The following is a 19405-nucleotide window of genomic DNA, read 5'->3' on the forward strand; positions in this document are numbered from 1 at the left end:
TGTCATCGCAGGAACCGCCTCGCCTGCTTGCGGGCCATGATCGCCATGATGATGAGGAAGGCGCCGAAGACGATCGTGTAGATGCCGATGATCCACACCAGCGCCATGAGGGCGGCGCCGGGGGAGCTGAAGAGGACGACGGCCATGACGATCGCGAAGATGATGTCGATGACGCCGAGGACCTTCGACCAGCCCTTGAATGATGCGGAGGCGAGGCTGAAGATGCCGCGGACCAGCGTGCCGATGACCATCATCCACAGAATGAAGACCCCGGAGATGACCGCGAAGGACACGGGGGCGATGGCGATGATGAGTCCGGCGAGCACGTAGGCGATGCCGGCCGCGAGCTCCCAGCCCCAGGGCAAACCGCTCTTGCGCGCCGTGTTCGCATTGAGGATGGTGAGGACGCCGTCGACGACGAGCCAGGCTCCGATGAAGATTCCGATGGCCGCAGCCATGGGCGCCGGCGCCGCGATCAGCAGCACGCCGAGGACGACAGCGAGGACGCCGCGGACGATGACGACCCAGAATACGCCCTTGCTCACGGAATGCAGGAGCGACCGGGCCTGGTCCAGGGGTCGGGCACGCCGGAGGAGTACCGGGGATCGTTGGGGGTGAGAGGGGATGACATCTGAACTCCTGGGGATAAAGGACGATAGTCACTTCAGTCTACGATCACCGAGAACTCACCCGGGCAGGGGGTGCATAATAGAACGTATGAACGAATATGAGACTCCTGACTGGATCGTGCGGTACCTGGACTTCAAGTCCCTGTGCGCCGATGTCTGCGGCGAGTACATCCGGTTCTACCTCACCACCGGCTGCGATCAGATCCGGTACACGCATTCGCAGATCACCGAGGGACTGCCGCCCTATTCGTGCCGTCTCGATGCCGAGGACGGCTCGGTGCTCAGCGTCGAACTCGCTCAGTGGCGCCACCGGATGGACCAGGTGCCCGATCTGGTGCGCGAGTGGCTGGGCGAGCACTCGGATCTGCGCGGCTGCCAGCCGGAGAAATCGCACTACCAGGGTGACCGGTACTGGTTCACCCGGTGGCAGGAGGCCAACAGCTGAGGACTCAGGGAGTGGGTTGGCCGCCGTTGACGTTGAGGGTCTCGCCGAGGACGTAGCTCGATTCGGTGGAGGTGAGGAAGACGTAGGCCGGTGCCAGCTCCGTCGGCTGTCCCGCTCGGCCCAGGGGTGTGTTCTTCCCGAAATGGGGAAGGGCCTCCTTCGGCTGACCGTCCGAGACCTGCAGCGGAGTCCAGATCGGTCCCGGAGCCACCCCGTTGACCCGGACGCCGCGCGGGGCCAGCTGTGTGGCCATCCCCTTCGTGAAGTTGTTGATCGCCGCCTTCGTCGAGGCGTAGTCGATGAGGTGGGCCGAGGGTGAGTAGGCCTGCACCGAGGTGGAATTGACGATCGTCGATCCGGCGGGCAGGAACTCGAGAGCGGCCTTGACCACCCGGAACATCGCATGGATGTTCGTGGCGAAGGTGTGCTCCCACTGCTCATTGGTGAGATCGGCGATGTCCTTGACCGCGATCTGCCGGCCGGCGTTGTTGACCAGAGCATCGAGGCCGCCCAGCCCGTCGGCCGCCTGCCGGACCACATCCCGGCAGAATTCGGGATCCGAGAGGTCGCCGGGCAGGCATAGGGCTGTCCGACCCGCGTCCTCGATGAGCCGGGCCACGTATTGGGCGTCCTCTTCTTCCTCGGGCAGATAGGACAGGGCGACGTCAGCGCCTTCGCGGGCGAAGGCGATCGCCACGGCAGCGCCGATGCCCGAGTCCGAACCGGTGATCAGGGCCCTGCGCCCCTCGAGACGACCGGTGCCGCGATAGCTGTCCTCACCGCGATCGGTGTTCGGGATGAGTTCGGCGTCCAGGCCCGGTTCGGGCTGGTCCTGTTCCGGTGGTGTGATGTCGGGGAAGCGATCGACAGGGTTCTGGAATGTCAGCTGGTCACTCATCTGTCTCCATCCTCATGCAATGTCGGTGTTCTTCTCGATGTGCGCGGCGGTTGCCGGCCGCGCGCACCCCGGAGGCGCGCACCCCGGAGGCCATGACACTACTGAACGATCGCGTCCGACGACAGGGGTTACGCGATCGGGCGAAGACTGGTATCAGCCGGTGCGCTTCTTCTTCTCAGAGGTCTTCGACGACGATTTCGACGACTTCTCGGACGACTTCCCGGAGCTCTTCGATGACGACTTCCCGGACGATTTCGACGACGACTTCGACGACGACTTCCCGGGGCTCTTCGACGATGACTTCCCGGAGGACTTCTTGCCTTTCTTCGACCGGCTGCTGTCGACGGACTTCCGCAGCGCCTCCATGAGATCGATGACGTCGCCCGAGGGTTCCTCGCCTTCCTCGCCCTCGCCGAAGGCCTCCTCGACGTCCAGGGACTCACCCTGATCGATTTTGGCGTCGATGAGCTTCCGCAGCTCCTCCTGGTAGTCATCGGTGAACTCCTCCGGGGTGAAGTCCTCGGAGTAGGAGTCGACGAGTTCGGCCGACATCTCGAGCTCCTTGTCAGAGATCTTGGCCCGGGAGTTCACTCCCTTGAAGTCGACCTCGCGGATCTCATCGGCCCAACGCAGCGTCTGGAGCATGAGCAGCTTTCCGCATACCCGCAGCGTCGCCAGGCGGGTGCGGGTGCGCAGGGTGATCTTGACGATCGCTGTCCTGTCCGTGTCCTCCAGCGTCTGCCGCAGCAGCAGATAGGCCTTGGGAGTCTTCGATGTCGGTTCGAGGAAGTAGGACTTCTCCAGCATGATCGGATCGATCTGATCATTGGGAACGAACTGCAGGACGTCGATGTCGTCACTGTCATCGGCCGGCAGCGCTTCGAAGTCCTCGTCCGTGACGATGACGCGATGATCGCCGTCATCATAGGCCTTGACGATGCTGTCGAAGTCGACGACCTTGCCGCATTCCTGACAGCGATGCTGATTGCGGATGCGCCCACCGTCCTTCTCATGCACCTGATGCATGCGCACATCGTGGCTTTCGGTCGCCGAGTACAGCTTGACCGGCACATTGACGAGACCGAACGCGATCGACCCGGTCCAAATGGCTCTCATCCTCCCATTGAAACCCAGCCGGGCAATCTTGACCAGCCCCCGTGCGTTGGGCACAGAGGCGTCTGTTCGGCACAGAGTCGCCTACGGAGGTCAAGAGGGGTTTTGGGACCGGTCGATGCCTGCTAGCGTGACGGGACCTGGTGGGAGACGAACGTCGACTCGAAGAGGAGGCAGGTCATGGACGCTGAGACCGAGAAACCGACCGTGAAGACCTTCCAAGACGACATCGGCGTGCTCAACGCTTTGAATAGACTGTCGTCGAAGGGCGTGCCGAAGGAATCCCTGCATCTGTTCGCCCATGACGAGCAGCGCACCGACTGCCTCGTCGGTGAGGGTGTCGGCACCGACGTCGGCGGTCTCGATGACCTCGTCGCCGACCGGTACAACGAATCGGGAGACGAGCTGCGCCAGATCTTCCGCAGATTCGGCTTCGGCGACGAGGAAGCCGATGACCTGGAGACGAAGCTCCAGGACGGAACGATTCTGCTCCTCATCGACGAGGCCCGCAGATTGTAGAGGCAATCGGCGGTCTCCGGAAGGGGCTGTTGGCCGTCGCGACGCTTTGGGACCGTGGACCAGAGGTCGCGCAGCCGTCAGGCAGACGCGAGACGAAGACTGCGGGCCGGAGAGGAAAGAATCGCTGTGAGCGCGAAATTCAAGACCACGAATCCAGCCACGGGGCAAGTGCTCGAGGAGTTCCCCACCGCCAGCGACGAGGAGATCTCCGCCGTCATCGACGCCTCCGACGCGGCCTTTCAGACATGGCGGACCACCGACATCCGGGACCGGACCGAACCGATCGCCCGAGCGGCGGATCTCATGGACAAGCACAGGCCGGAGCTCGCGGATCTCCTCACCCTCGAGATGGGCAAGCTGCGTGCCGAGGCCGAAGCAGAGGTCGAACTGGCCGCGAGGATCCTCCGCTACTATGCCGAAGAAGGGCCTCTGCTGCTCTCCGACGAGCGGCTCGAACCCGCCAGCGGAGGCAGCGCCGTGATGAAATACGAACCCGTGGGCCCGATCCTCGGCGTGATGCCGTGGAACTTCCCCTATTACCAGGTCGTCCGTCTCGCCGCGCCGAATCTGGTGGCCGGCAACACGATCATCCTCAAACACGCCTCGAACTGCCCGCAGTCGGCTCTGGCCTTCGACCAGATCATGAAGGACGCCGGGGTGCCGCACGACTGCTATCTCAACGTCTTCGCCGATAACGACCAGATCCAGATGATCATCGCCGATGAGCGGATCCGCGGAGCCTCGCTGACCGGGTCCGAAGGCGCCGGCGCGGCGGTGGCCAGCGGTGCCGGGAGACATCTGAAGAAGTCGATCCTCGAACTCGGCGGAAGCGATCCGTTCGTCGTCCTCGACTCGACGGACCTCGACGCCACCGTCACCTCCGCCGTGAAGGGGCGGATGACGAACTCCGGACAGAGCTGCATCGCCTCCAAACGACTCATCGTGGTCGAGGACCTGTACGAGGAGTTCGTCAATCTGCTGACGGCGAAGATGTCCGAATTCGTCGCCGGCGATCCGGCCGACTCCAACACCACGATGGCGCCCCTGTCCTCCGAGACGGCCGCGAAGGCTCTCATGGCACAGGTTGAGAACGCGATCGACCACGGCGCACGGGTCCACACCGGCGGCGGACGGGTCGACCGTCCCGGCGCTTTCGTCGAGCCCACGGTGCTGACCGGGGTGACGAAGACGATGCGGGCCTATTCGGAGGAGCTGTTCGGGCCCGTCGCGGTCGTCTACTCGGTCGCTGACGAGGATGAGGCCGTGGCGCTGGCCAACGACTCCTCCTACGGCCTCGGCGGCACGGTCGTCAGCGATGACATCGAGAAGGCCCAGCGCGTGGCCGACCGGATCGACACGGGAATGGTGTGGATCAACCACGCCACTTGGACCGAACCCGATCTGCCCTTCGGAGGCACGAAGCGTTCGGGAGTCGGCCGCGAGCTCGGTGCCGAGGGCATCCGCGAATTCGTCAACAGGAAACTCATCCGCACCCCCTGATCCGACAGACGTCCGAGACTGCAGAAGGAGACACATGGATCTCAACATCCGCGGCCGCACGGCACTGGTGACAGGAGCGAGCTCGGGCATCGGGCTGGAGACGGCCCGCCAGCTGCTGGACGAAGGGGCTATCGTCGTGATGACCGGACCCGAACCCGACAGACTCAAAGCCGCCGTTGACGAACTGGAAGACCACAAGGAGCGGATCTACGCCCATGACGCCGATATCGCCGACGGGGCCTCCGTCGACGATCTCGCCGCGAAGGTCACCGCCGAGGTGGGCGACCTCGACATCCTCGTCAACGTCGCCGGCATCCACGGGGCCGGGGGACTGTTCCACGAGATCAGTCAGGAGGGCTGGGACCGGACCATCGACGTCGACCTCATGGGACCGGTCCGTGTCACTCGCGCCTTCCTCCCCGGGCTTCGCCGAGGCGGCTGGGGCCGCATCGTGTTCGTGTCCTCCGAGGACGCCGTCCAGCCCTATGACGACGAGTTGCCGTACTGTGCGGCCAAAGCCGGCATGCTCTCCCTGGCCAAGGGGCTCTCACGCACCTACGCCTCCGAAGGTCTGCTGGTCAACACCGTCTCTCCCGCGTTCATCGCCACGGAGATGACCGACGAGATGATGACCCAGCGTGCCCAGCAGAAGGGCACGAGCTTCGACGAGGCGATCGCCTCGTTCCTCAACGAGGAGCGTCCGTTCATGGAACTCGGTCGCCGCGGCCGGCCGGAGGAAGTGGCCAAGGTCATCGCCTTCCTGTGCTCGGACGCCGCCAGCTTCGTCAACGGCTCGAACTATCGCGTCGACGCCGGATCCGTCGCAACGATCTAGGACTTCGCCCGCCCGGGACACCGCCCGCAGACACAGCAGAGAAGACAGGAAGAGGAGCAACCGACATGGCTGAGTTCCGATATGTGATCATCGGCGGCGGCATGGCTGCTGACTCCGCCGCTCAGGGAATCAGGGAGATCGACGCAGAGGGATCGATCGCGATCATCAGCGACGACGTCGATGAGCCCTATACGCGTCCGGCGCTGAGCAAGCGACTGTGGACCGATGAGGGATTCGATGAGAGCGACAACTACTTCGACACCGCCGAGGCGACCGGAGCCCGGATCAGCCTCCGCACCGAGGCGACCGAGGTCGACCTCGAGGCGAAATCCGTGCAGACGACACTCGGCAGCCTCACCTACGACAAGCTGCTCTTCGCCACCGGTGGGCGGCCGAAGGGCATCGACGTGGACGAAGGGGAGCGGGTCATCTGCTTCCGCGACTACGCCGACTACCGGCACCTGCGGGACCTGTCGGGTCAGAACCTGAGCATCGCGGTCGTCGGCGGCGGATTCATCGGCACCGAACTCGCCGCCGCCCTGGTGCAGAACGAGACCCGAACGACTCTCATCTTCGACGACGACACCCTCGGCGGCTCCATCTTCCCACCGGACCTCGCCAAGGCCTTCCACGAGCTCTACCGCAGTCACGGGGTGACTCTCGTGCCGGGGACGAAGGCCTCGGGAGGCCGCATCGACGGCGATCGCGTGGTGCTCGACTTCGACGCCGGCTCCTATGACTTCGACGCCGTGGTCGTCGGCCTCGGCATCGAACCGGAGACCGGACTGGCCGAGGCCGCCGGCCTGGATACGGACGACGGGATCATCGTCGACGAATCGCTGCGGACCTCTCAGCCCGACGTCTTCGCCGCAGGAGACGTCGCCCGCTACCCGGATCGGATCCTCGGCAGGCAGCGTGTCGAGCACGTCGACAACGCCACCCAGATGGGCACGGCCGTCGGGCGGATCATGGCCGGTGCCGAGGAGGCCTACACGCATACGCCGTACTTCTACACGAACGTCTTCGACTTCGGATACCAGGCGATCGGAGACCTCGATCCCAGCCTGCGCACCGTCGAGGACTGGCAGAGGCCCCATACGGACGGCGTGGTGTACTACCTCGACGAGGACGGACGTGTGCGCGGAGTCCTCATGGTGAATATGGAGGGCCGGCTCGACGCCGCTCGGGAGATCCTCGCCGAGGACTGGGAGCATGACCCGGGCGATCTCGTCAGCCGGATCGCGTGAGCAGCCGGCTCCCTCGGCCAGGCGGGAGTCCCTGGGCCAGCGGATCCTCTAGGCCAGGCGGGAGCGGAACGATGCGGGATCGGCCGCCGACCAGTCGCGCATCCAGGACTCGGGCGGCTGTGAGACCAGCTCGCCCGGTTCCAGCCATTCGTAGAGTTCGGCATAGGAGCGATGCTCGGAGCGTTCGATATTGCGCTGGAGCAGCTCCGGTGTGAGGTCGCGGGGATCGGAGACGCCCATCGAAGCCATGATCTCGACGGCCTGCTTGACGGTCGCTTCCTGATAGTTCCTCACGCGCATGCTCTTGTCTCCCACGTGCAGGGCCCGCTGCCGTTTCGGATCCTGCGTGGTCACCCCGACCGGGCACTGACCGGTATGGCAGATCTGAGCCTGGATGCAGCCGACGGCCATCATCATGGCGCGGGCGGAGTTCGTGTAGTCGGCACCTTGGACGAGTCGTTTGACCACATCGTTGCCGGCGGCGATCTTCCCGCTGGCCCCGATGCGGATCCGATCCCGCAGGCCCGTGCCGACGAGGGCATTGTGGACCGTGAACAGACCGTCGGTCAGCGGTGTGCCGATATGGTCCTCGTATTCCAGGGGTGCGGCTCCCGAACCGCCCTCGGAACCGTCGACGATGATGAAGTCGGGCGCGGTGCCGACCTCGAGCATGGCCTTGCAGATCGCCAGGACATCGGTGCGCGAACCCACGCACAGTTTGAACCCGGCCGGCTTCCCTCCCGAGAGCTCACGCATGCGCGCGATGAATTCGATGAGTTCGATCGGGGTCGTGAACACCTTGTGTGCCGACGGGCTCACACATTTGACGCCCTCGGGGATGCTGCGGGTCTGCGCGATCTCCGCATTGACCTTCGCCGCGGGCAGAACCCCTCCGATGCCGGGCTTGGCGCCCTGGCTGAGTTTGAGTGATACGCACTTCACCTGGTCTCGGGCGCTCTGGTCGCGGAACTGAGCCGGATCGAAATCGCCGTCGTCGGTGCGGGCACCGAAGTACCCGGTTCCGATCTCCCAGACCAGATCGCCGCTATGCTCGAGATGATAGGGCGAGATCCCGCCCTCGCCGGTGTCATGGGCGAACCTGCCGAGGCCGGCCCCTCGGTTCAGGGCCCGCACGGCGTTCGGCGACAAGGAGCCGAAGCTCATGGCCGAGACGTTGAGCAGGGACATGCTGTAGGGCTGCGAACAGTCCGGCCCACCCACATCGACGCGAGGAGGACGGTCCGGTTCGGGCACCGGGGCGGTGGAATGGATGAGGTATTCGTAGCCGACGGAGTTGACATCGCGTTCGGTGCCGAACGCCTTCTCGCCGTGGATTCCCTTCGCACGCTCGTACACGATCGAGCGGATGTCGCGGTCGAACGGTCGGCCGTCCCAGTTGCGCTCGATGAAGTACTGCTGGAGTTCCGGCCGGAGCGTTTCGAGCAGGAAGCGCAGATGCCCGACCACAGGGTAGTTGCGCAGGATCGAGTGCTTCGTCTGAACCAGGTCATAGATCGCCACGGCGATGATGGCCAGAACCACTCCGCCGAGCACCCACCACGCCCACGGCCCCACAGCGGCAGCCCACCCGACGGCCACCAGGACGACGAAGGCTGCTGTGATCGCCAGGAAACGTCCCATCGGGTCTCCTCACCCTTGAAGTCGAATTCGAGACCGTGCGGTGCGGCTTCCGTCCTCCATCATGAACCTCCGGGCCACACTTGGGAAGGAGCGGCTGGTCTCAGCTCTCAGCGTGCGGCGGGCCGTGATGATGGACGATGAAACCGCTGCGGGGAAGCGTCGGGAACCTGTTGAGCGGTATCGAGAGGTCCTGACTGGGCACCGACAGATTCGGCGACGCCAGCAGACGCACTGCCTGTTTGAGCAGTTCGACGGTGCTCCATTCGCCCGGACAGCGGTGGTTCTCGGAATGCCGACCGGCCCCTTGAGCGATGAGCGTGTTCGGATCATCGTCCCAGCTGAACCCGCGGAAGCGGCGGGGATCGAAACACTCGGGGTCCTGCCACAGGCGGGGGTCGTGACAGGTTCCGTAGAGGTCGAGGATGACGTGGTCGTCACGGTCAAAGCGGTGCCCACGCCAGGTGAATGGCTCCCGGACCCGTCCCGGGACCGCGGGGAAGAACGGGTAGAAGCGACGGACTTCCTGGACGAAGGGCTCCAGATCGGATTCGTCCCCCTCGGCGAATGCCTCCCGCCACTGCGGATGGCGAGTCAGCGCCACTGCCGCGAATACGATGAATCGCGCCACGGCCAGGATCGGGCGGAGGATGTTGATGAGTTCCACGGCGGCCACCTCGGCGGTCATCCGCTCACCGCGGGCATCGGTGTGATGGGAGAAGACCGCCAGGGCGGTGCCCTCGCCAGGATCAAGCCGCCCGTCGCGGACATCGTCGATCAGTCCTGCCGCCCACCGTTCGGTGCCCCGGCGACGCAGCTGGGCCAACCAGTTCGCCGGCCCCACCTTCGCGACGTTGTCGATCATCATTCCGAGTTCGCTGCTGAGGGCTCGTGCGTCGGTCACCCCGGCGGGCACGCCCGCCCATCGGCAGGCCGTGCGAGTGAGCACCTCGCGGGCGAAGCCGTGCAGAACGATCCGCCTGGGCCCGGGCATGGCCTCGAGCATGCCCGTCCACTCCTCTGCGAACATCTCGCCGAGGCGGCTCATGGCGTCGGCGTGCATGAGTGAGAGGAACGCGGCCTTCCGCAGGCGGTGGTCCTCACCGTCGAGCGCTTGGACGGATCCTCTGTCCTGAAGCAGATGCTGGACGGTCGGCGGCATCGCCGCTTCGCGAGTTAAGCGGTCATCGTCGTAGAACAGCCCCGCCGCCTCCTCCCCGCGGATGAAAGTGGTCGGATGGAGCAGCATCCGCGTCGTGAACAGATCGGTTCCCCACGCATCGAAGCGTGAGGAGGCGAAGGCGTAGCCGTCGCGCAGGAACGCAGCGGTGCTGTTGAAGCTGTGGCGGTCCATGCGAGCTCCTCTCCGGGGTTCGACCTGCGCGAACCCCTGGGGCGATGTCACGACGCTAGTCGAGACCGTGAGGCTCGGACAGGGGGTTACACTACCGGGATGATCCTGCTAGGGTCCCGACCCGGCTCGTTCAGGCAGTGACCGAGCCGCCGTCGGCAGCGTCCTTGACGATCTCCAGCGCGATCGGACAGGTGATGGTGATCTTCATCCGTCGATTGCGCAGATCCTCGAGGGCTCGCTTCATCAGCTCCTGACAGTGGTCGTCCGGCTGCCGCGGTTCGATGGCCTCGCAGTAGATGAGCATGACTTCGTTCTTGTCCTCATCGATCTTGTAGTGCAGGGCCGCCACGAGCTTCCCGGGCAGGTAGAGGTCGAACTTCGACGATTCGGCGTTGTTGAGCAGCGTGTACACATCATCTCCCGTCGCCGGTGCGTGCGGGAGCGGCCGGAGCTGAAACGAACTGCCGCGGTCGAGACGAGCGGTGAGAGGGGAGTGCGGGATCGATCACGTGGTTTCCTAGTCCTCGTCGACGGCGTTGCCATTGAAGCCGATGAGCTCGTAGCCCATCTCGGCCAGTTCCTCGTCCTCGGAGCCCGGGGGAGTGTCGCCGTTGATGGGACGTCCCGCTGTCTCATTGAAGAAGTGAATGCCGATGAGGCCGATGATACCCGCTGCAACCAGGTAGAAAGCTGGGAAAAGGTCGAACCCCGTCTGCTTGATCACGAAGGTGTTCACCGCTGCGGTCGTGCCGCCGAAGATCGCCGTGGAGATGTTGTAGCCGATGGCGAAGCCGGAGAAGCGCACCTGCGTGGGGAAGATCGCCGGCAGGGTCGCGGACACGCAGGACTGGAGCATCACCTGGAGGGCGGCGATGATGCCCAGGCCGAGGATCTGCCATCCGGTGCCCTGGGCGTGCATGAGCATGAACGCCGGCACGGAGAGGATGATGAAGCCGATCGCCGAGGTATACAGCACCGGTTTGCGGCCGATGGAATCCGTCAGCCGCCCCAGCGGAGTGATGACGATCATCATCGCCGCGAGCAGAGCGACGAGCGTGAAGTTGCTCTCGACCTCCGAATGCCCGAGCGTGTTGGCCAGGTAGGTCGGCATGTAGGTCAGCACCATGTACTGACCGATGTTGAGCAGCACGACGAAGGCCATGAGCATGGTGATCTGCTTCGAGTATCCGCGGAACAGAGCCCGGAACGGCTGCTTCGCGGTCTTCTGCCGCGACGTCGCTTCGGAAAAGGCCTCCGGTTCATCGAGCTTCATCCGCAGCCACAGCGCGACCGCACCCAGCGGCAGTGTCAGCAGGAACGGCAGGCGCCACCAGCCCGCCTCCATGCCGTCGCTGCCGACGAGGACGAGGAGGACGGTGCAGACCAGAGCCGCCGTGGCGGTTCCGGCCAGGGTGCCGAGCTCGAGGAAGGAGCCGCAGAAGCCGCGGCGCTTGTCCGGTGCCGATTCGGCCATGTACACGGCGGCACCGCCGTACTCCCCGCCCGTGGAGAAGCCTTGGACCATGCGGCACAGAAGCAGCAGGATCGGGGCGAACGCGCCCAGGGTGGCATAGGTGGGCAGAATGCCGATCAGCGTCGTCGGAATCGTCATCATGACGATGGTCAGGACCATGACGTGCTGACGTCCGAGCTTGTCGCCCAGGGGGCCGAGGACGAAGCCGCCCAGGGGCCGGAAGACGAAGGACAGGGCCAGGAAGGCGAAAGTGAGGGCGATGCCCCATTCGCCGGGGAAGAACGCATTGGCGATGTAGACCGATACGTAGGAGTAGACTCCGTAGTCGAACCATTCGACGGCGTTGCCGAGCGCGGACCCGCCGATGGCGCGCTTGAGAGTGCGTTTGTCCTCCGGCGGCATCTTGGACATATCGATGCCGTCCGGAGTGGGGATCTTCTCGTCATGCGACGATTCGCTCATATTTCTCAACCTCCCGACTGTCTTCGGGTGCGAGCTCGCACCCGGTTCCACGTCGCTCAACTGAGTCGGACCGTCTTGGTCCGAAACCCTGCATCAGGCAAGGTCGGCGTCTGTGCTCGGAAGATTACCACCAGGCCCTCGACCTGTGACCACCCCCCCCTCGTGCGCTGCGGGGAATGCGAGTAGCCTGGCCGCACACAGGAGGTGCCCATGCCAGAGCAGAAGGTCACCGTCGACGGCCATCGGCTGACGCTGACCAATCTCGACAAGATCCTCTACCCGGAGACGGGGACGACCAAGGGCGAAGTCCTCGACTACTTCGCCAATGTTGCCGAGCCCTTCATTCGTCATGCCAGGAACCGCATCGCCACGCGCAAACGCTGGGTCGACGGTGTCGGCACCGCCGAGGAGCCGGGGCAGGTGTTCTTCGAAAAGGACCTCCCCGATTCGGCGCCGTCATGGATCCCCTCGCGCTCGATCCGACATTCCACCGGCCGCAAGCGCTACCCGCTGATCAACGATCTGGCCACGCTGACCTATGCGGCCCAGATGGCCTCACTCGAGATCCATGTGCCGCAGTGGTCGGTGGCCCCCGGTGCCGAGGACCCCGGCACCATCACCTCGAACAGCAGGCACCCGGATCGGATGGTCTTCGACCTCGATCCCGGCCCGGGGCGAGGGCTGGCCGACTGCGTCGAGGTCGCACAGCTGGTGAGACAGCTGCTCGAAGGGATGGATCTCGAGGTCTTCCCCGTGACCAGCGGTTCGAAGGGCGTCCATGTCTACGCACCGCTGGACGGGAGCGCGACATCCCAGGAGATCTCCGATGTCGCCCACGAACTCGCCCGCAGTCTGGAATCCGATCACAGGGACCTGATCGTGTCGGCGATGAAGAAGACCCTGCGGGAGAACAGAGTGTTCATCGACTGGTCGCAGAACTCGGCGGCGAAGACGACCATCGCCCCCTACTCCCTGCGCGGTCGACTCACTCCGACGGTCGCCGCGCCCCGCACATGGGACGAATTCGACGATCCGGCGGCCGTCGTTCAGCTGCGGTTCGAAGAGGTCCTCGACCGGCTCGACGATGACGGAGACCTGCTCGAGTCCCTCACCGAGGCGACCGGCGGCAGCGTCGAAGCACCGCAGGAGCGCGATCGTTTGGAGATCTACCGGAGCAGACGGGATCCGAAGCACACGGATGAGCCGATTCCCGACAGACACGGCTCCAGCGGAAGCGATCTCAGCTTCGTCATCCAGGAGCACCACGCGAGCACTCTGCACTGGGATTTCCGACTCGAACGCGAAGGAGTGCTCGTCTCCTGGGCTCTGCCGAAGGGCCCGCCGACCGATCCGCAGCACAATCGTCTTGCGGTCCAGACCGAGGACCATCCGCTCGAGTACGCCGATTTCGAAGGGCGGATCCCCAACGGCCAATACGGTGCCGGCGAGGTCTCGATCTGGGACGCCGGAACCGTCGAGGTCGAGAAATGGGACGACGGGCGCGAGATCATCGCCGTCCTCCACGGACGCGAGGACGGCGGGCTCGGGGGAGTGCGCCGGTTCGCCCTGTTCAACACCGGTGAGAGCGGGCCGAACAAGGACCCGGAGAAGAACTGGATGATCCACCTCATCGCCGGGCAGGATTCGAAGCCCGACCGGCGACCATCGAAGACCCGGCCGAGGACCGCGAGCGAACAGAATGGCGGGATCCGGCCGTCGGACATCCAACCGATGCTCGCCCGCATCGGAGACCTGGACTCCGTGCGACGAGATGCCGAGGACTGGGCGTTCGAGATGAAATGGGACGGGATCCGAGCCCTCGCCACGGTCAGGGCGGCCAGCGGAGACTCTCCCGGAGAAGTGGTCCTCACCAGCCGCAACGGCAAGGACATGACGGGGACCTATCCCGAACTGGCCGAACTGTCGGACTGCGTCGATGCCGACTGCGTCCTCGACGGCGAGATCGTCGCGCTCGGGCACGGCAGTCGCCCCGACTTCGGGCGCCTCCAGCACCGTATGGGGCTGAGCCGGGCACGCGACGTCGAGCGCGAGCGTGGCAGAACTCCGGTGCACCTCATGGTCTTCGACGTGCTCGAGGAAGGAGAGGACTCTCTTCTGCGCGTGCCCTATTCCGATCGACGGCAGCGGCTCAGCGACCACGTATCCGAAGGCGAGAGCATCCATGTCCCGGAGGCCTTCGACGGGGACATCGACGACGCCATGGAGTCGAGCAAGAAGCTCGGACTCGAAGGCGTGATGGCCAAGCGCAGAGACAGCATCTACCTGCCCGGTCGACGCACGCAGACATGGGTGAAGCTCAAGCACGCCATGACCCGCGACGTCATCATCGTCGGCTGGCGCACCGGCACGGGAGAGCGCTCGGCCACTTTCGCGTCCCTGCTGCTGGCCGCCCATGAGGGAAGCGAACTCGTCTACCTGGGACGCGTCGGCACCGGCTTCGATGAGCACGCGCTGACCTCACTGCGCAGCAAGCTCGATCGGCTGAGACGGAAGACACCGCCGCTGCAGGTCCCGGCCGCCGAATCACGCGATGCGCAGTGGGTCCGCCCCACCCTCGTCGGTGAGGTCCGCTTTTCAGGGGAAACGGAGGCGGGACGTCTGCGACACCCCGTCTGGAGCGGCTTGCGCGATGACATCGACCCCGACGACGTACGCGTCTGACTTGGAGCGATGGTGATGCTGCGCCCCCCTTACGGGAATGGTGGAACTGCGTTATCGTCGATATCAGCGTGACCCCGATACCTTTGAGGAGAAGTGGTCATCATGCCGAAGACAAGCAGTTCGGGAGCACCGAAGAAATCGGAGCTGCCCGCAACACTGAAACGTTCGAGCCAGAAAGCCCAGCGGACATTCGCCAAGGCCTATGACGGGGCCATGGACGAATACCACGATGAGGAGATCGCCCACCGGGTGGCTTACGACACGCTCAAGCACACATTCGAGAAGGTCGGCGACCGGTGGAAGGCCAAGTCCTCATCGGGCCCCTCGGACGCCCAGAGCCAGGGCGGGAAGAACACCGACCGCAGGACGGCAGGCGGCATCGACGCCAATGCCACGAAGGATCACCTCTACTCTGAGGCGAAGAAGCTCGGCATCTCGGGCCGCTCCACAATGACCAAGGACGAACTCGTCGACGCACTCGAACGCGAGAGCAGCCGGAAGACGAAGATCACGTCCTGAATGTTCCTGCACGAAGACAGGTGGCTGAGCCCACCTCAGCCATGACCAGAAGGAGAAGAGAATGAACACACCTGAGAGCATCGCCTACACCGCGAAGGCAGAGATCACCGGCGGACGTGACGGACACGGTGCCACCGACGACAAGATGGTCGACGTCGACCTGCGCACCCCCAAGGAGCAGGGCGGACCGGGCGGCGGAACCAACCCCGAGCAGCTCTTCGCCGTCGGCTACGGCGGCTGCTTCCAGGCCGCGCTGGGCCTGGCGGGCAAGGAACAGGGCATCGACACCTCGAAGTCCGTCGTCAACGCCCAAGTGGGGATCGGCAAGGAGGGCGAGAGCTTCGGCCTGTCGGTCAAGCTCGAGGTTGCCATCCCCGATGTCGACCGAGACACCGCGCAGAAGGCCGTCGACCGTGCTCACGAGCTCTGCCCGTACTCGAAGGCCACGCGAGGCAACATCCCGGTCGAAGTCGTCGCTGTCTGAGCGTGCTGACAGTGGTGCGGGACTTCAGCCCTCCTCGTCTTCGGCGAGGGTGCTGAAGTCCGCCACCATGCGGGGCAGCGTGACCATATGGACAATGAACTCACAGCCACAGCACTCGTCCCCATTCTCAAACCCTCATCTTCGGCTTCGAGCACCGATGTCATTGTCGGCCGGGTCCTCGGCGAACTCGCTCGACACGGACCGGTTCCACCACGCGATGCTCGACGGAACAGTGGCCCCCGACCTGATCAGACAACTCCGTTCCGCTGCAGGCCCACGTCGTCATCCTCGCGATCGGGTGCCTCTTCTGCCTCGTCCTCGAGAGCGAGCTCGAGCATCGCTCGCGCACTGCCGCGATGGGCGGTGCGCTCCTCTGCGAGGTGACACTGCTCAGCCACCGCTCGCGTGCTGAGTCTGCAGTTCCTCCGCCCGCTGCCAGCGCCGATATGGAGCGCGCCTGCGGCGTCGACCGCGGCCTGTTGCCGTGCCTGAGAGGCTCGTCCGCAGCCGATGAGGCGGGCGGATGGTCGGGGCAGGACCGGGCTTGGGGCCAAGAGGGCTCTCTCTCGCATTCGCCGGCTGCCGAGACAGGGCCGCGCCCGATGAGGTCCGGAGGCCATCGGATCAGCCGAAGATGCCGACGACATAGGCGACGAAGAAGAATACGATGATCGCCAGCACGGAACCGATTCCGACGATCACCCATTTCGTCCCCGGCGGCCGTGCCGCTGGTGGGTGGGGCGGCGAAGCGGTCGCCGAATGCGACTCCGGAGGAGTGGCACCCGGGGGGACGCCTCCGCCCTCCTCGAGGTCGGGATCGCCGGCCGGGCTCGGATCGAGGTTGGGGTTGCCGGTGCCGTGCCGGTCGGTGTTCGGCCTCGGTTGTTCGTCATCGGGTGAACTCATCATTGTCTCCTTCCGGTCTCACGGCCTCGAGGGCCGCCCCTGGAACGGACGGGCAGCTGCCGTTGAGGGTCTCACCGATCCACTCGGATGCCCTTCGGCGCGAGCTGAGTGACAGGCCCCTTCGTGAAGTTGTTGATCGCCGCTTTCGTCGACACACAGTCGATGTGGTGGCGGAAGGCGAATACGCCTGCCGGAGGTGCTGTGGACGATCGACGACCCGGAATCGAGGTGCTCGAGCGCGGTCATCAGCTTCTCCTCCTTGACTGTGGGTGAGCGGCCGGCTCAGTGCGGTGCACGGGCCTGTGCGCTGATGAACCAGGCCTGCTGTTCGAGGCGGGCGACATACTCGTGGGAACCCTTCTCGGCTTTCTCCCTCCGGGCGCCCTCGGATCCGTGCGATTCGGGCATGGTGGCTGCATCTGTCATGATGCTCCGATCTCTGAAAGCACGTCTCTGAGGGCAGCGGGGCGCAAATCCTGACGGTGGTCCCGAAATTCGGCTGCCGGAGAATCTCTCCATGCCGCTTCGTTTTCGCCGCGTGCGCCACTCATCAGGAATTCTGCTTCGTCTTCCGCTTGCTTTCGTTCTCAAGTGCGTCGACGAGTTCCTTCTTCGTCATCGACGATCGTCCCGAGACCTCCAGTCTCTTCGCCTGCTCGTAGAGGTGCTCCTTCGAGGCTTTCGCGTCGATTCCGCCGGCAGTCGTGCGGTCGGTGTTCTTGCCGCCGGAGCTCTGCGCGTCCGACGGGCCGGAGGAGTCCTTCTCCTCCCACTTGTCGCCGACCTTCTCATAGCTGTGTTTGAGCGCGTCGTAGGCGACCTGGTGAGCGCGCTTCTCGTCTCCGTACTGGTCGATGGCCGAGTCATAGGCTTTGGCGAAGGTCCGCTGCGCCTTCTTGCTCGACTTCTCCAGCGTCGAGGGCAGCTCGCTCTCCTTCGGCTTTCCTGTCTTCGTCGTCTTCGGCATGCTGGAACAGCTCCTATCGTGTCGTGATCGGCTTGAGGTTTCGGTCAGGTGCTTGGTGGGACGTCTGTCGCGGCGGGCGCCGTAGAGGCTGAGGATGACATGGTCGTGGACGACGTATCGGTGGCCGCGCCATTCGAAAGGTGTGCGGATTCGCTCTGGGCCCATTCCTCCTCGAAGATCGTGCCGAGGCGGTCGATCGCCCCGCAGTCCAGGACCTTGCCGCACTTCTCGCAGTGGTGCTTGTTGCGGATCCGCCCGCCGTCTTCTTCGCGTGGACCTGGTGCATTCTCACGTCGTTGTTCTCCGTGGCTGAGTGCAGCTTCACGGGCACGTTCACAAGGCCGGAGGCGATGAATCCGGTCCAGAACGCTCTCATTCCCCCATTGAAACGCAGGTTCCCAGCACTGGCTAGCCCCCTCAGGCCGCTCCCCGCAGTGCGTGGGGCACGCGGTGTCCCACGCACTGCGGGGGTAGACGGCAGCGGTCCCGTGATTCAGGATGGTCGAATGGGCTCAGAAGCTAAGGTTGTCGGACTGATGGCCGACCCCGGGGTGCCGCGGAAGATCGCTGAGTCGGTTGTAGAGTCTCTGCAACGAGAACTGGCCGACCGTATCGAGGATGTCGAGTGGAACGTCGATGTCAGCGAGGAATCGTTCTCACTCACCCCTGACGGCGATATCCCCCTCATGTACAGAGCTGAAGACCTGAGAAGCCGGTACGAGTGGGACTACTTCGTGTACCTGACCGAACTGCCTCGCCACCACGACACAGAGCCGTTGCTGTGCGAAGTCAGCATCGCCAATCGGGCACTGCTGGTTTCAGTTCCGGCGTTGGGTGCTCATCGTCTTATGGCGCAGACACGGAATCTGGTGGTTGCGCTCATCTCCTCGACGCACGAAGGAACAGGGCAGAACTCGTTGGAGGACTCCGTGCGATCGGTCGCGAAACTCAGAAGTGCGCGCGGGGACCGCGGGGACGCCAGCCTGGGACGGGATGACACCGCCTACATCGTGATGCCCGGGTGGCTCAACCGGCTGCGGCTGCTGACGGGAATGGTGCGCAGCAATCGGCCCGGGCGGATGCTTCCCGCGCTGACCACCTCCATCGCAGCGGCAGCCGCGGTGGGCACATTCGGTGTCTTCTACAGTTCGATGTGGACATTGGCCGATTCCCTGCCTCCGGCGCGTCTGCTCCTGATCAGTCTCCTCGTCATCGCGGCGCTGACCTTCTGGCTGATCTTCCGCAACAGCCTGTGGACCAAGCGACGCGATGCGGTGTACGCATGGCAGGGCGGGCTGGACAGCACCACCACGGTCATCATGGTGGGCACCAGTGTGGTCCTGATGTTCCTGGTCCTGTTCGCCTTCCTGCTCGCACTGGGGCTGGCCGTCGTCGATGCCAGTCAGCTTCGTTCCGAACTCATGCATCCCGTGAGCTTCTTCAACTACCCGAAGCTCGCGTGGTTGGCGGCTTGTCTGGGCACATTGGCCGGGGCACTCGGCTCCAACTTCGACAGCGATGATGAGATTCGGCGAGCAACGTACAGCAAGCGCGAAAACGAACGCCGCGAACGACGCGACACCGACAACGACGCAGAGGCTTGAGTGCTTGTCCCGTTCGGCACCGACAGCAGCGCACAGTCCTCACGCGGTGCGCGGTCCGCGCAGCGGCGAGCGGTGCCCTTGGAGCCAGAGAAACAGATCCTGGAGCGCATTTTGAGGGGGGGTGCCCCA

The 19405-nt window shown here is 64.7% G+C and carries 20 protein-coding genes; 9 read left to right on the top strand and 11 right to left on the bottom strand.

Annotated features, from left to right (window positions below; all coding sequences use genetic code 11):
- Positions 1-2 precede the first annotated feature (2 nt).
- Positions 3-545, bottom strand: a complete 543-nt coding sequence (locus IG171_RS01360; RefSeq protein WP_249203920.1) for a DUF308 domain-containing protein — start codon at positions 543-545, stop codon at positions 3-5.
- 172 nt (positions 546-717) lie between these two features.
- Between IG171_RS01360 and IG171_RS01365 the strand changes: the two genes are divergently transcribed.
- Positions 718-1074: a hypothetical protein gene (locus IG171_RS01365; RefSeq protein WP_212129290.1), complete on the top strand. Its 357-nt coding sequence runs from the start codon at positions 718-720 to the stop codon at positions 1072-1074.
- A gap of 4 nt (positions 1075-1078) precedes the next feature.
- Here the strand turns inward: IG171_RS01365 and IG171_RS01370 are convergent, their stop codons facing one another.
- On the bottom strand, positions 1079-1972 hold the full coding sequence (locus IG171_RS01370; RefSeq protein WP_212129292.1) for an SDR family oxidoreductase: 894 nt from the start codon (positions 1970-1972) through the stop codon (positions 1079-1081).
- A gap of 153 nt (positions 1973-2125) precedes the next feature.
- Positions 2126-3088: a Ku protein gene (locus tag IG171_RS01375; protein WP_212129293.1), complete on the bottom strand. Its 963-nt coding sequence runs from the start codon at positions 3086-3088 to the stop codon at positions 2126-2128.
- 177 nt (positions 3089-3265) lie between these two features.
- Here IG171_RS01375 and IG171_RS01380 point away from each other — a divergent pair, with 177 nt between their 5' ends.
- The 4 genes from IG171_RS01380 to IG171_RS01395 all read left to right on the top strand — a co-directional run bounded on the left by IG171_RS01380 (position 3266) and on the right by IG171_RS01395 (position 7186).
- Positions 3266-3604, top strand: coding sequence for a general stress protein (locus tag IG171_RS01380; RefSeq protein WP_212129294.1), 339 nt, complete (start codon positions 3266-3268; stop codon positions 3602-3604).
- 126 nt (positions 3605-3730) lie between these two features.
- On the top strand, positions 3731-5104 hold the full coding sequence (locus IG171_RS01385) for an NAD-dependent succinate-semialdehyde dehydrogenase (RefSeq protein WP_212129297.1): 1374 nt from the start codon (positions 3731-3733) through the stop codon (positions 5102-5104).
- 34 nt (positions 5105-5138) lie between these two features.
- Complete coding sequence (locus IG171_RS01390; RefSeq protein ID WP_212129298.1) at positions 5139-5939, top strand: SDR family oxidoreductase; 801 nt, start codon at positions 5139-5141, stop codon at positions 5937-5939.
- Between the two features lie 65 nt (positions 5940-6004).
- Complete coding sequence (locus IG171_RS01395) at positions 6005-7186, top strand: FAD-dependent oxidoreductase (RefSeq protein WP_212129299.1); 1182 nt, start codon at positions 6005-6007, stop codon at positions 7184-7186.
- A gap of 48 nt (positions 7187-7234) precedes the next feature.
- Here the strand turns inward: IG171_RS01395 and IG171_RS01400 are convergent, their stop codons facing one another.
- The 4 genes from IG171_RS01400 to IG171_RS01415 form a co-directional block, all read right to left on the bottom strand.
- Entirely contained in the window at positions 7235-8827 is a 1593-nt protein-coding gene (locus IG171_RS01400; RefSeq protein ID WP_212129300.1) for an FMN-binding glutamate synthase family protein, read from the bottom strand.
- Between the two features lie 100 nt (positions 8828-8927).
- Entirely contained in the window at positions 8928-10178 is a 1251-nt protein-coding gene (locus IG171_RS01405; protein ID WP_249203921.1) for a cytochrome P450, read from the bottom strand.
- A gap of 130 nt (positions 10179-10308) precedes the next feature.
- Positions 10309-10590, bottom strand: a complete 282-nt coding sequence (locus IG171_RS01410) for a hypothetical protein (protein WP_212129301.1) — start codon at positions 10588-10590, stop codon at positions 10309-10311.
- A gap of 105 nt (positions 10591-10695) precedes the next feature.
- Positions 10696-12114, bottom strand: a complete 1419-nt coding sequence (locus IG171_RS01415) for an MFS transporter (protein WP_212129302.1) — start codon at positions 12112-12114, stop codon at positions 10696-10698.
- Positions 12115-12324: 210 nt separating this feature from the next.
- On the opposite strand from IG171_RS01415, the gene IG171_RS01420 reads away from it, so the two are divergent.
- From IG171_RS01420 to IG171_RS01430, 3 genes are all read left to right on the top strand, one after another.
- Positions 12325-14796, top strand: a complete 2472-nt coding sequence (locus IG171_RS01420) for an ATP-dependent DNA ligase (protein WP_212129303.1) — start codon at positions 12325-12327, stop codon at positions 14794-14796.
- A gap of 102 nt (positions 14797-14898) precedes the next feature.
- Positions 14899-15315: a ChaB family protein gene (locus IG171_RS01425; RefSeq protein ID WP_212129304.1), complete on the top strand. Its 417-nt coding sequence runs from the start codon at positions 14899-14901 to the stop codon at positions 15313-15315.
- 61 nt (positions 15316-15376) lie between these two features.
- The gene (locus IG171_RS01430; protein WP_212129306.1) at positions 15377-15799 is read left to right on the top strand and encodes an organic hydroperoxide resistance protein; all 423 of its coding nucleotides are present in this window, start codon (positions 15377-15379) and stop codon (positions 15797-15799) included.
- Positions 15800-16047: 248 nt separating this feature from the next.
- Here IG171_RS01430 and IG171_RS01435 read toward each other — a convergent pair whose 3' ends face one another.
- The 4 genes from IG171_RS01435 to IG171_RS01450 all read right to left on the bottom strand — a co-directional run bounded on the left by IG171_RS01435 (position 16048) and on the right by IG171_RS01450 (position 17672).
- Complete coding sequence (locus tag IG171_RS01435; protein WP_212129308.1) at positions 16048-16197, bottom strand: hypothetical protein; 150 nt, start codon at positions 16195-16197, stop codon at positions 16048-16050.
- A 226-nt stretch (positions 16198-16423) separates the two neighbouring features.
- Positions 16424-16708 (bottom strand): DUF6480 family protein, encoded by a 285-nt coding sequence (locus tag IG171_RS01440; RefSeq protein WP_212129310.1) that lies wholly within the window; start codon positions 16706-16708, stop codon positions 16424-16426.
- A 279-nt stretch (positions 16709-16987) separates the two neighbouring features.
- Positions 16988-17131, bottom strand: coding sequence for a hypothetical protein (locus IG171_RS01445; RefSeq protein ID WP_212129312.1), 144 nt, complete (start codon positions 17129-17131; stop codon positions 16988-16990).
- Positions 17132-17255: 124 nt separating this feature from the next.
- Positions 17256-17672 (bottom strand): ChaB family protein, encoded by a 417-nt coding sequence (locus tag IG171_RS01450; RefSeq protein ID WP_212129314.1) that lies wholly within the window; start codon positions 17670-17672, stop codon positions 17256-17258.
- Between the two features lie 233 nt (positions 17673-17905).
- Between IG171_RS01450 and IG171_RS01455 the strand changes: the two genes are divergently transcribed.
- Positions 17906-19276, top strand: a complete 1371-nt coding sequence (locus IG171_RS01455; RefSeq protein ID WP_212129316.1) for a hypothetical protein — start codon at positions 17906-17908, stop codon at positions 19274-19276.
- Positions 19277-19405 lie beyond the last annotated feature (129 nt).

The organism is Brevibacterium sp. SMBL_HHYL_HB1, from assembly GCF_018208375.1.
Taxonomy (GTDB): domain Bacteria; phylum Actinomycetota; class Actinomycetes; order Actinomycetales; family Brevibacteriaceae; genus Brevibacterium; species Brevibacterium intestinavium.